11 protein-coding genes are annotated in these 11663 nt (G+C 71.7%); 7 read left to right on the top strand and 4 right to left on the bottom strand.

What is annotated here, in order from left to right:
- The first annotated feature begins 2 nt into the window (after positions 1 to 2).
- From C6N31_RS25350 to C6N31_RS25320, 7 genes are all read left to right on the top strand, one after another.
- Entirely contained in the window at positions 3 to 926 is a 924-nt protein-coding gene (locus tag C6N31_RS25350; protein WP_138356982.1) for a phytanoyl-CoA dioxygenase family protein, read from the top strand.
- Between the two features lie 7 nt (positions 927 to 933).
- Positions 934 to 1830, top strand: a complete 897-nt coding sequence (locus C6N31_RS25345; protein WP_138356983.1) for a prephenate dehydrogenase — start codon at positions 934 to 936, stop codon at positions 1828 to 1830.
- Between the two features lie 82 nt (positions 1831 to 1912).
- Positions 1913 to 2620: a 3-oxoacyl-ACP reductase FabG gene (gene fabG / locus C6N31_RS25340; RefSeq protein ID WP_138356984.1), complete on the top strand. Its 708-nt coding sequence runs from the start codon at positions 1913 to 1915 to the stop codon at positions 2618 to 2620.
- A gap of 108 nt (positions 2621 to 2728) precedes the next feature.
- The gene (locus tag C6N31_RS25335; RefSeq protein ID WP_198358280.1) at positions 2729 to 3988 is read left to right on the top strand and encodes an acyltransferase domain-containing protein; all 1260 of its coding nucleotides are present in this window, start codon (positions 2729 to 2731) and stop codon (positions 3986 to 3988) included.
- A 99-nt stretch (positions 3989 to 4087) separates the two neighbouring features.
- A complete protein-coding gene (locus C6N31_RS25330) occupies positions 4088 to 4876 on the top strand; it encodes a DUF3050 domain-containing protein (RefSeq protein ID WP_138356986.1) in 789 nt (262 codons plus the stop codon).
- Between the two features lie 50 nt (positions 4877 to 4926).
- Positions 4927 to 5706 carry a maleylpyruvate isomerase family mycothiol-dependent enzyme gene (locus C6N31_RS25325; RefSeq protein WP_138356987.1) on the top strand — a complete coding sequence of 260 codons (780 nt, stop codon included), beginning with the start codon at positions 4927 to 4929 and terminating at the stop codon, positions 5704 to 5706.
- Between the two features lie 5 nt (positions 5707 to 5711).
- Positions 5712 to 6536: a maleylpyruvate isomerase N-terminal domain-containing protein gene (locus C6N31_RS25320; protein ID WP_198358279.1), complete on the top strand. Its 825-nt coding sequence runs from the start codon at positions 5712 to 5714 to the stop codon at positions 6534 to 6536.
- A gap of 54 nt (positions 6537 to 6590) precedes the next feature.
- On the opposite strand, the gene C6N31_RS25315 is transcribed toward C6N31_RS25320, so the two are convergent.
- The 4 genes from C6N31_RS25315 to C6N31_RS25300 all read right to left on the bottom strand — a co-directional run bounded on the left by C6N31_RS25315 (position 6591) and on the right by C6N31_RS25300 (position 11658).
- Positions 6591 to 7604 carry a helix-turn-helix domain-containing protein gene (locus C6N31_RS25315; RefSeq protein WP_138356988.1) on the bottom strand — a complete coding sequence of 338 codons (1014 nt, stop codon included), beginning with the start codon at positions 7602 to 7604 and terminating at the stop codon, positions 6591 to 6593.
- Positions 7605 to 7654: 50 nt separating this feature from the next.
- Positions 7655 to 8773 carry an alpha-hydroxy acid oxidase gene (locus C6N31_RS25310; protein ID WP_198358278.1) on the bottom strand — a complete coding sequence of 373 codons (1119 nt, stop codon included), beginning with the start codon at positions 8771 to 8773 and terminating at the stop codon, positions 7655 to 7657.
- A gap of 201 nt (positions 8774 to 8974) precedes the next feature.
- A complete protein-coding gene (locus tag C6N31_RS25305; protein WP_198358277.1) occupies positions 8975 to 10042 on the bottom strand; it encodes a methyltransferase in 1068 nt (355 codons plus the stop codon).
- Positions 10039 to 11658, bottom strand: a complete 1620-nt coding sequence (locus C6N31_RS25300; protein ID WP_198358276.1) for a DHA2 family efflux MFS transporter permease subunit — start codon at positions 11656 to 11658, stop codon at positions 10039 to 10041. Before C6N31_RS25300 ends, C6N31_RS25305 begins: the two co-directional genes overlap by 4 nt.
- Between the last annotated feature and the right edge of the window lie 5 nt (positions 11659 to 11663).

Raw genomic sequence — 11663 nt, 5'->3', positions numbered from 1 at the left:
TCATGGACGCGGGACAGACGGAATTCAAGCTCACCGACAAGGAAGCGGCACTGCTGCCGACGGACGACGAAGTACGGCAGTACGCCGAGCGCGGCTGGTATCTGTCGCGCAAGCTGTTCACCGACGACGAGATCGACGTACTGACCTCGGCGAGCGACCGGTACTACGCGGGCCACCGGGACCGCACGCTGCCGGTCCGGCCGGCCAGGCTGGCGTACTGGACCCCCGAGGACGGGCCGGTCCAGCGGCACAACGACTACATCCACTACGAGGACGACCGGATCGCGGCGATCCTGCGCAAGCCGCTGCTCGGGGCGGTCGCGGCCCGGCTCGCCGAGGCCGACGAGATCCGGGTCTTCCAGGCCACGATGATCTACAAGCCGCCGCGGCCCGACGAGCGCACCAACCTGGTGCCCTGGCACTTCGACAAGCACTACTGGGCCACCTGCACTTCGGAGCGCATGCTCACCGCCTTCATCCCGTTCCACGACTGCGGAACCGGGATGGGCACCATCACGATGATCGACGGGAGCCACCGCTGGCGCGAGGCCGCCGTCGTCGACAGTGCCACCCGACACTTCGCCGAACGCGACCGCTCGGAACTGGACCGGATGCTGGCCGAGAACGCCACGTACAACAGCACCCAGGTCACCAAGGTCCCGATGGAGATCCCCAAGGGCCATGTGAGCTTCCACCACTGCCGGACGTACCACGGCAGCGGACCCAACCTCAGCGACCGGCCGCGCCGGGCGATCTCGCTGCATCTGCAGGACGGCGCCAACCAGCACCGGCCGTTCCAGCTGTCCGACGGCTCACCGGTCGAGTACAACCACGACGTCCTCGTCCGCCGTACGCCCGCGGGCGAACCCGACTACTCCGACCCCGCGTTCTGCCCGGTCGTCTGGCGTTCCGGCACGGGACGCTGAGCCGCCGATGCGAACGGTGGCGGTGGTGGGCGGCGGGCTGATCGGCACCTCGATCGGTATGGATCTGCACGGGTGCGGGGTGCGGGTGCATGTCATCGACCGTGACCCGGTGACCCAGACGGTGGCCGCGGAACGCTGCCGGGGGTACGAGGGCGCACCACCGGAACCCGCCGACCTGGCGGTGATCGCGGTGCCGCCGGGCGCGGTCGCTCCGGTGCTGCGCGAGTGGCAGTCCCGCGGCCTGGCCCGCTGCTACACGGACGTGGCCAGCGCCAAGGAGTCCGTGCACCGGGCCGCCACGGCGGCGGGCTGTGCGCTGGACGCCTTCGTCGGCGGCCACCCCATGGCGGGGAGCGAGCGGCCGGGACCGTACGCGGCGCGCGCCGGGCTCTTCACGGGCCGGCCCTGGGTGCTCACCCCGGACCGGCACACCGGGACAGCCGCACTGTCCGCGGCCCTCGCGCTGGTCGAGGCGTGCGGGGCGCGGCTGGTGGTGATGGGCCGCGCCGAGCACGACCGGGCGGTCGCGACGACCTCGCACGCGCCGCACGTGGTAGCGAGCGCACTGGCCTCGGCGGTGGGCGCGGCTCCGCAGGAAGTGGTCGAACTGTGCGGGGCGGGGATCCGGGACGCGACCAGGATCGCCGCGGGCGAGACCGGACTGTGGAGCGACATCCTCGGCAGCAACGCGAGTGCGGTCGCGGCGGCACTGGAGCCGCTGATCACCGAACTCACCGCCGCCCTGGTCCAGTTGCGGGAGGTCGCGGGCGCTCCGCCCGGATCCCCGCCGAGGGCGCTGGCCGGGCTGCTGGACCGCGGCGGGGAAGGCCGCGCCCGCATCATGACGGCCCAGCCGGCCGCGGCCCCCGCGCCGCCACCGGTCGCGGTCCCTTCCTACGCCTAGCCGCGTCCTGCGCGCGGTCCCGTCCCGAGCCCGGTCCCGTCCTACGCCCAGCCATGAACGACGAGCGGAGAGGAGACAGCAGATGAGCCGGTCGGTCCTGGTCACCGGGGGCAATCGCGGTATCGGTCTGGCGGTCGCCAACGCCTTCCTGGCGCAGGGCGACCGGGTCGCGGTGACCTGTCGCGAATCCCCGCCGCCGGACGGAAAGCTGTTGGCCGTGCGGTGCGATGTGACCGACTCCGGGCAGATCGACGCGGCCTTCGACGCGGCCGAGCGCGCCCACGGGCCGGTCGAGGTACTGGTCTCCAACGCCGGGATCATCGACGACGTCCTGCTGCTGCGGATGCGCGAGGAGCAGTTCACCCGGGTCGTGGACACCAACCTCACCGGCGCCTACCGGGTCGCCCGGCGGGCCGCGCGCGGCATGGTGCGCGGCGGCTGGGGACGGATCGTGCTCATCTCCTCGGTGGCCGCCGTGCGCGGGGCTCCCGGGCAGGCCAACTACGCGGCGAGCAAGGCCGGTCTGGGCGGGCTGGCACGGGCCGTCGCGCGCGAGCTGGGCTCCCGGGCGATCACCGCCAACGTGGTACTGCCCGGTTTCATCCCCACCGACATCAACGCGGACCTGCCGGAGAAGGTCCGCCGGGAGGCGCTCGCCCAGATCCCGGCGGGCCGCTACGGGCGGCCGGAGGAGGTCGCGGCGGCCGTCACGTTCCTCGCGTCGGATGCCGCCGGCTACATCACGGGGGCCCTGCTGCCGGTGGACGGCGGACTCGGCATGGGCCACTGACACCGCAGGTCACGTCGGACCGGATCACGTCAGGCCGCAACAGGTCACGTCGGACCGGATCACGTCACGTCAGCTCTTGGAAACCGCAGACGACCGGGGGAGGACCCCTTGCACGCCACCCGCACCGTTCCCTGTCCGCTCGGCGCCCAGTCGCCCGACGCGCTCGGCGCACTGGCCCGCGAGCTCGTCGCGAAGCTCACCGCCGACCCGGGGGTGTCCCCGGCCCAGGCGGCGCGCGGTCTGGCCGGCAGCCCCGCCGGGCCGCACCGCGCCGTGGTGCTCGCGGAGGACCAGGCCGGGCTGCTCGACGGCCTGTCCGCGCTGGCCGCCGGCCGGCCCGCCGACCACCTCGTCACCGGACAGGCCGTTACCGGCGCCGGAACGGCCTTCGTCTTCCCCGGCCAGGGCTCCCAGTGGCCGGGCATGGCGACGGAGCTGTACGCGAAGTCGGAGGTCTTCCACGACCGGCTCGACGCCGTGGCCGCCGAACTGGGCCGGTGGAACGACTGGAACCTCCTCGACGCCATGGCGGGCGCGGAGGGCGCGCCGGGTTTTGAACGGGTCGACGTGGTGCAGCCCGCGCTGTTCGCGATGATGGTGTCGCTGGCCGCGCAGTGGGAGTCGTACGGTGTCGTCCCGACGGCCGTGATCGGTCACTCGCAGGGCGAGATCGCCGCCGCGCACGTCGCCGGGATCCTCAGCCTCCAGGACGCCGTACGCATCGTGGTGATGCGCGGGCGCGTCCTGCGGAAGCTGACCGGGCGCGGCGGGATGCTCTCGGTGCCGATGCCGTACGAGTGGGTCGAGCGGTACGTGGCGGAGCACTCGGCGCGGCTGGCGCTCGCCGCCGAGAACGGCCCCGGCAACCTGGTCGTCTCCGGCGATGTGCCCGCCCTGGAGGAACTGGTCCAGCGGTGCGCGGAGGAAGGCGTCCGGGCCCGGATGGTGAAGGTCGACTACCCCTCCCACTCGCCGCAGATCGACGAGATCCGCGACGAGCTGCTCGCCGGCATCGCCGGCGTGGCCCCCGGCCCCGGCCGGATCCCCTACTACTCGTCGGTGGCCGCGGGCCGTATCGACGGCACCGAACTGGATGCCGACTACTGGTTCCGGAACCTGCGCCGCACGGTGCGCTTCGAGTCCGCGGTGCGCGCCGCGGCGGACGACGGCCATCTGCGGTTCGTGGAGAGCAGCCCGCACCCCGTGCTGGTGCGGGGAGTGCAGCGCACGCTCCGCGACGTGCCGGACGGCCGGGTGATCGAGTCGGTGCGGCGCGGTGAGGGCGGCCCCGACCGGTTCCTGCGCTCGGCGGCCGAGGCGTACACGCACGGTGCGGACGTCGCCTGGCCCGGCGCGCTGTTCAGCTGAATCCGTGGATCCGGAAGAGCCCGGATCCCCGGCGCCCACATGCTCCGGGAACCCAAGAGTCCCGGCGGTCTCACGAGTTGTCCCACTCTGGAGGAACAGATGTCACGCTACGACTGGGAAATCGACAACCCCGGCATCGCCCGCCTTGAGCAGGCCGTGGAAGGCGCCCGCAGCCGGGTGGTCGGCCACCCCGTCTACCACAGCCTGGACAGCCTGGGCGCGGTGGTCACGTTCATGGAGCACCACGTCTTCGCCGTCTGGGACTTCATGTCCCTGCTGAAGTCGCTGCAGCGGAACCTGACCTGCGTCTCCGTGCCGTGGATCCCGAGCGGCCCGGCCGCGAGCCGGCGGCTCATCAACGACATCGTGCTGGTCGAGGAGAGCGACGAGATCGGCGAGGGCTTCATCAGCCACTTCGAGCTCTATCTGCAGGGCATGGCCGAGGCGGGCGCCGACACCGGGCCGATCGACTCCCTGGTGGCGCTGCTGCGCGAGGGCAAGCCGGTGCTGCCGTCCCTGAAGGAGGCGGGCGCGCCCGCCTCGTCCATCGAATTCGCCACGAAGACCTGGGAGTTCATCGAGAACTCCCCGGTGCACTGCCAGGCGGCGGCCTTCGCCTTCGGCCGCGAGGATCTGATTCCGGACATGTTCGACAAGGTGGTCGCCGTCAACCGCGACCAGGGCAACCGGCTCGGTTCCTTTGTCGACTATCTGGAACGGCACATCGAGGTGGACGGCGAGGAACACACCCCGATGGCCATGCAGATGCTCGCCGATCTGTGCGGCGACGACCAGGACAAGTGGGCGGAGTGCGAGGAGGCCATCAACGGGGCACTCGACGCCCGGGTCCGGCTGTGGGACGGCATCCTCGCGGAAGTCCGTGCCTGACAGCCATCATTGAGGTCACGTCACTTCAGCCAGCAGCGACGGAACTTCACATGACTCCCGCTGAATCCCACCAGGAGGACGACGTGCCGACGCAAGCGACAGAGGCATTATGGGCGGACCGCAGCGCACTTCTCGATCTCTGCGCGGGCCTGTGCGAGGCGGACTGGAAGACGGAGAGCGGCTGCCCCGGCTGGTCCGTACAGGATGTCGTGGCGCACATGGGCGCACTGTTCACCTCGGTGGTCGCTCCGGGGACGCTGCCCGACACCGCGGGCCTCGCGACCGAGCGGGCGCAGGACGTCCATGTGGAGTTCCGGCGCTCCTGGTCGGCCGCCCAGGTCGTACGGGACTACGCGTCGGTCAGCACCCAGGCCATCGGGGCGCTGGAGCGCCTCGCGGCCGTCGACCGGCAGCTGGACCTCGGTGACCTCGGGACGCATCCGGCGGCGCTGCTGCCCAACGCCTTCGCCTTCGACCACTACACCCACATCCGCGCCGACCTGTTCGCTCCGCGCGGCCCGCTGACCGGGACGCCGCCACCCTCCGACGAGCTGCGGCTCACGGCCGCGATCGACTGGATCGAGGCGGCCCTGCCGCAGCAGAACCGGGAGCTGCTCGCCGGGCTCTCGGGCTCGGCCGACCTGGTGCTCGACGGGCCCGGCGGCCGCACCATCAAGCTGGGGGCCGGCGGCCGGACGCTGCGGGTCGCCGGCGACACCACCTCGTTCGTCCGCTGGATCACCCAGCGCGGCAGCTGGGAGGAACTGGACGTCACCGCGTACGGCGATCCGGAGCAGGCGGCGCTGCTGCGCCGGCTGCGGGTGTGGTGACGCGGATGTTCCCCGACTTCACCACGACCCCGGAAGACCTGCGGCGGGCCGCGGCCCGCACGGCCGCGCTGCTGCGGACCGTGCCGGAGCCCGGCGCGCCCGTGCCGGGCCTGGCGTGGACCATCGGTGAGACCGCCGCCCATCTCGTCGTGGAGCTCCAGCACTACGCGGGCTTCGCCGGCGGCGAACTGGACGCCCGCACCGTGCTGGACGTCCTGCCCACCGGGCCGGGAGTGACCCCGGGCGAGCTGAACGCCGCCGCCAATACCCATCTGCTCGCCGGGTTCCCCGAGCGGGACCCGAAGGTGCTCGCGGACCTGCTGGAGTCGGCGGCCGCCGACTTCGGTGCGGCGGCCGGCCGCCGCCGCCCGGACGAACCCGTCCTCACCACCAACGGCCTGCACATGACCGTGCCGGTGATGGCGGCGACCCTGCTCGGAGAACAGGTCGTCCACGGCCTGGACATCGCCCGCGCCCGGCGGACGCCCTGGCCGGTGGACCGCCGGGACGCGCTGCTGATCGTCGAGGGCGTGCTCGCCATGGCCCCGGAGTACGTCGACCGGAAGCGGGCCGCCGGGATGCACATCGCGTACGAGCTGCGCTTCCGCGGCGGCCCGGGATACCGGTTCGCGGTGGACGACGGGACGGCCGAGGTGACCCCGGCGGGCGCCCGCGCGGACTGCCGGATCACCGCCGACCCGGCGGCCTTCGTGCTGATGGGCTACGGCCGGGTCGGACAGTGGGGCCAGGTGCTGCGCGGCCGGATCGTCGCCGGGGGACGGAAGCCCTGGCTCGCCTCGGCGTTCGGGTCGCTGCTCACCCCCGTCTGACCGTACGGCCGGGCGCGACGGCGGGACCGGTGGCTCGAGGTCGGAGGGCGGGGGTCAGAAGAGCTCCACGCCGGGAAGGTGCGGGCCTGGCTGGACGGGCAGTTGCGCGACCAGGGTGGTGATCCGCATGGACGGGTGCAGGGCGGCGTGCGCGCCGGCCGTACTCAGCGCGAGGGGGGAGCGGCGGCAGATTTTGATCAACTCGGCCGTCGCCTCCTCCTCGGCCACCACCCTGCTGTGGCCGAGCAGCACCTCCAGCGAGGCCCGGGCGTCCTGGAAGGAGAGCACATCGAGGCTGACCGGGTGCGCCCCGTGATGAGCCACCAGGCTGACGAGCTTGCGGCGGCTGGTCACCAGCGTCAGACACCCCGCGGCGCCCGGCAGCAGCGGCGACACCTGTTCCGCGGACTGCGCGTCGTCCAGCACCAGCAGCATCCGCTTGCCGGCCAGCAGGCTCCGCAGCAGCGCCGACCGCGCGGGCAGCCCGGCGGGCACCTGGTCCGGCTGCACGCCGAGCGAGTCGAGGAAGTCCGCGATCGCCTCGTCCGGCCCCAGCCGGGCGGGCGTGCTGCCGCGCAGGTTCACATAGAGCTGGCCGTCCGGAAAGCGGTCGGCGTGCTGATGGGCCCAGCGCACGGCGAGGGCGGTCTTGCCCACCCCCAGCGGGCCGTCGATCACGGCGAGACCGGCGTGCCGGCCCTGGTGTTCGAGCAGCGCGGTGAGCGAGCGCAGCTCGCGGTCCCGGCCGGCGAAGTGGCGGGCCGCCATGGGTATCTGCTGCGGGACCACCACCTGGGCGACGGGCTTGCCGGGCGGCCCGGGCACCGCCGCGGGGTCCCCGTCGGGGGCTCGCCCGGAGGCGAGCCGCGCCATGTCGCTCGGATCTAACTCCAGTGCGGTGGTGAGGAGTTGCAGGGAGCGGGGATGGGGTTTGCGGGTCCTCCCGCGTTCCAGGTCACTGATCATGCGGACGCTCAGCCCGGTACGCCGGGCCAGGTCCTCCTGAGTGAGGCCCATGGCCTCCCGGCGCTGGACGAGAAGTTCGGTCGAGTCACTGCTGATGTGCACGGTGTTCCCCCGTTGTGAAAGTACTGGTCCGCTGGCGGATGGCGCTGTTCCTAGGCGGGACGGCCGCCGGGCGGCCGGTCATGCGGATGGAGCAGCGTCCGGTCGACCAGGTTGAGTTCCGGCAGACCGCAGAGCAGCATCGCCTCGGCCAGTTCGTCGCGCAGCAGGCCGAGTACCGCCGCCACCCCGGTGGACCCGCCGCAGGTGAGACCCCACAGCGCGGGCCGTCCGATCAGGACGGTGTCGGCGCCCAGCGCCAGCGCTTTGAGGACGTCGGAGCCGTGGCGGAAGGCGCCGTCCACGAGCACCGCGCACCGTCCGCGCACTTCGGCGGCGATCTCGGGCAGCGCCGCCACCGCCGTGACGGCGCCGGGCAGTTGGCGGCCGCCGTGGTTGGAGACGACGACGCCGTCCATGCCGTGCTCGACCGCGAGCCGGGCGTCCTGGGCGGTCAGTACGCCCTTGAGGAGCAGCGGCAGTTTGGTGCGCCCGCGCAGCCAGGCCAGGTCGGCCCAGCCCACCGAGGTGTCGAACTGCTCGGCGGAGTGTGCCGCGAGCGCCGACGTACCGGCGACGGCGCGATGGGTGGTGGTCATGACCGAGGAGTCCAGGTTGACCGCACGTACGTCCGCGGGGACCGAGAACGCGTTGCGCAGGTCCCGCGGTCTGCGGGCGACCACCGGGGCGTCCACCGTGAGCACCAGCGCGCCGAATCCGGCCTCCTCGGCGCTCGCGACGAGCTTCTCCAACTGGTCGCGGCGGCGCAGCCAGTACAGCTGCAGCCACAGCGGTCCGGACGCCGCGCCGGCCATCTCCTGCAGTGTCCGGTTGGCGAAGATGCTGGCGATGAACAGGGCGCCGGCGGAACCCGCCCCCTGGGCGGTGGCCACCTCACCCTCGGGGTGGAACAGCCGGTGGTGCGCCATCGGCGCCACTCCGAGTGGCACCCGCAGCGGGCGTCCCAGCAAAGTGGTGCCGAGGTCGGGCCCGGCGGTACCGGTGAGGACCCGAGGATGCAGTCCCAGCCGGTCGAGTACGGCCTGGTTGGCATGGACGGCGGATTCATCGCCGCTGCCTCCGGCCAGATAGTCCCACACCGGCGGGGAAAGGCGCCGGCGAGCCTCTTCTTCGAAATCCCTGACGTGCAATAACGCGCGTTCTTGGGTCACGAGTTGCAGTCTCTCAGTACTTGGTTCGGATGCGGGTAATATCTTTTCCAACTCACGGTGTCACCGTCCGGAAGTCCTGGCTTTCTGCGCCGGGAGGAAAACGCGGAAGCCGCCGCGGTGCGGGCGGCGGTTCGGCGATCGATGAATTGCGGTGAGTTCCGGTGGGTTTCTCAGGACATCACGGGCAGTACTCCTCACGCGTCAGACGGCAATGACCTCGATGGCGCCTTCCCCGTTGGGGTCGGTGGCCGGGGCCGGATGGACGGCGGTGACCTCGAAGCCCGCTTTCTCGGCGAGCGCGCGGTACTCCGGTCCCGTCCTGTTGCGGCCCTCGACCATCGCCAGCATCAGCAGGTCGTACACCTTGGCCTGGCTGGGGCCGGGTCCTGAGGGGATGATCTTCTCCAGGATCACCAGGCGGCCGCCTGCCGGCAGGGCCGCGCGGGTGGTGCGCAGAATGGCCAGGGCCTTCTCGTCGGTCCAGTTGTGCAGACAGCGGGAGAGCAGATAGAGGTCGCCGCCGGTGGGGACCTCCTCGAAGAAGCTGCCCTCCACGAGCGTCGTCCGGTCGGTGAGGCCCGCTGCTTCCAGCCGCTGCCGGGCCTGGCTCACCGCCTCGGGCAGTTCGAGAAGCACTCCGTGCAGTTCCGGGCGGTCCGTGAGCACCTCGGCCAGTAGGTTCCCGTTGCCGCCGCCGATGTCCACGACCGTGCGGACACCGTTGAGTGAGCACTGCGCGAACGCGGCGGGCACCGCGCCGCGGCTGCCCAGCGCCGCGTTGAAGGTGCGGGCGACCTCCTTGTGCTCCTGCAGATACGTGTACATCGGCATGCCGTGCACCTCGTCGAAGGCGGGCGTTCCGGTGCGTACGGCGTGCACGAGCGCGCCGAACGAGCGGAACACCTCCTCGCCGAGCATGATCGCGCTGTTCCGCATCGAGTTGGGCACATCCGAGCGGAGCAGGGCGGAGACCGGAATGAGCGAGAACCTGTCCTGCTCGTCCTGTTCGAAGATCCCGACCGAGGCGAGCGCCCGCAGAATGCGGTGCACCCCGTCCGGATGCGCATCGCATTCCGCGGCTATCTCCGCCGCCGCTTTGGGGCCTTCGGCCAGGACGTCGGAAATGCCGAGCGCTGCGGCCGTATAACAGGCCTGTGCCACCCAGGATCCGGTGAGCGCACCGAGCAGTTTGCGGCTCGCGGCCGCCCTTTCCTGATCCGACGTCGATTCCTCGTCCACCGGGCCGTGCGTCCGGTCATTGCCACTCATTGCGTCATCGCTTTCTTTCGGTCTTCCTTTTCGACGGCGGGCCTTACGGCCGGCCTCTTGACGGCCAGACAGGTGAGGGCGGCGAGCGCGGTCACGGCCACGGGCAGGGCGATCGTCGCGTGCATCGCGTCGATGAATCCGTGGGCCAGGGCCTGTCGCCCGGCCTCCCTGAGTTGACCGGCCAACTCGGCGGGCACCCCGGCCGGCGGCCGGGGTGCGCTGCCCGCCCCGACTTCGAGGCCGCGTTCGGCGGTGGAGCGCAGCCCCGACACGAAGGAGGCGCGGTACTGCTCCGGCAGCGCCAGGGAGCGGCTGTTCGCCTGGTCGCCGATCGACGCGACGAGCCGGTTCTGCAGCAGCGCACCGACCGCCGCGGTGCCGATGACCGCGCCGAACTGCCGGTTGGAGTTGAAGACCCCGGAGGCCGCCCCGCTGAGTTCGGGCCGTACCCCGCGCATCGCGATGGTCGGCATCGGCGCGAACGTCCCGCCCATGCCGGCTCCGGCGACGAGCAGCGGGGGCAGGAAGTGGTACCAGCGGGAGTCCGGTTGGGCGATCGCGGCCATCCACCCCATCCCGGCCGCGAACAGGAGCAGCCCGGAGACCAGGATGTAGCGGCCGTCGATCCGGTCGGTCAGCCGCCCCGCCAACGGCGCCAGGACCATCGACACCATCGCGGCGGGCGCCAGGGTGAGCCCCGCCCGCAGCGCGCTCATCCCGGCCACCGACTGCAGATAGAGGTTGAAGAGCAGCAGGAAGCCGAGCATGCCGATGTTGACCGCACCGCCGACGACGTTCATCAGCGCGTAGTCGCGGTCCCGGAACAGGGCGAACGGGATCAGCGGATCCCGTTCCTGCGAGCGGGCTTGCAACCCGAGGAAGACGGCGAGGAGTACCACTCCGACGCCGAGCACCAGCGGAATGCTGATGAACGAGACCACCGTTCCCCAGTCGTAGCGCTGCCCCTCGACCAGCCCGTAGCAGAGCGCCAGCAGCGCCAGCGTGATCAGCAGCACGCCGAGCGGGTCGAGCCGGCGCGATCTGCTCTCGCGGACCTCGGTGACGACCGCGAACGTTCCGGCCAGCACGACGATCGCGATCGGCAGATTGATGAAGAAGATCCACCGCCAGCCGAACGCGGTGACGAGCAGACCGCCCACCGTCGGCCCGGCGATCGCGGCGATGCCCGCCACCGCGCCCCAGATCCCGAAGGCGGTACCGCGCCGCTCGGGCGGGAAGCTGTGGGTGAGGATGGTTAGGGTCTGCGGCATCAGGATCGCCGCCCCCAGCCCCTGCACCGCCCGGAACGCGATCAGCTGACCCGGATCGGTGGCGAACCCGCAAGCCATCGAGGCGAGCGTGAACAGGACGACGCCGGCCGCGAAGGTGCTGCGCGGGCCCCACAGGTCGCCGATGCGTCCCGCGGTGATCAGCAGCGCCGCGAGCACCAGGGTGTAGCCGTTGATGACCCACAGGATCTGATCGAGCGAGGCACCCAGGTCATCGACCACGTCCGGGATGGCGATGTTGACGATCGTCAGGTCGAGCAGCGTCATGAAGTAGCCGAGCGAGATGACGATCAGCGTGGCCCACGGGTTGCCGCGCAGGTTCCTCATGGCAG

The sequence above is a fragment of the Streptomyces fildesensis genome, from assembly GCF_016107395.1.
In the GTDB taxonomy this organism is placed as follows: domain Bacteria; phylum Actinomycetota; class Actinomycetes; order Streptomycetales; family Streptomycetaceae; genus Actinacidiphila; species Actinacidiphila fildesensis.
This window is presented reverse-complemented; position numbering and strand designations above follow the sequence as displayed.

Coding starts and splice junctions, on each gene's coding strand:
- C6N31_RS25325 (WP_138356987.1), top strand. CDS start 4,927: ATGACTCCCGCTGAATCCCACCAGGAGGACGACGTGCCGACGCAAGCG.
- C6N31_RS25330 (WP_138356986.1), top strand. CDS start 4,088: ATGTCACGCTACGACTGGGAAATCGACAACCCCGGCATCGCCCGCCTT.
- C6N31_RS25350 (WP_138356982.1), top strand. CDS start 3: ATGGACGCGGGACAGACGGAATTCAAGCTCACCGACAAGGAAGCGGCA.
- C6N31_RS25300 (WP_198358276.1), bottom strand. CDS start 11,658: ATGAGGAACCTGCGCGGCAACCCGTGGGCCACGCTGATCGTCATCTCG.
- C6N31_RS25345 (WP_138356983.1), top strand. CDS start 934: ATGCGAACGGTGGCGGTGGTGGGCGGCGGGCTGATCGGCACCTCGATC.
- fabG (WP_138356984.1), top strand. CDS start 1,913: ATGAGCCGGTCGGTCCTGGTCACCGGGGGCAATCGCGGTATCGGTCTG.
- C6N31_RS25305 (WP_198358277.1), bottom strand. CDS start 10,042: ATGAGTGGCAATGACCGGACGCACGGCCCGGTGGACGAGGAATCGACG.
- C6N31_RS25320 (WP_198358279.1), top strand. CDS start 5,712: ATGTTCCCCGACTTCACCACGACCCCGGAAGACCTGCGGCGGGCCGCG.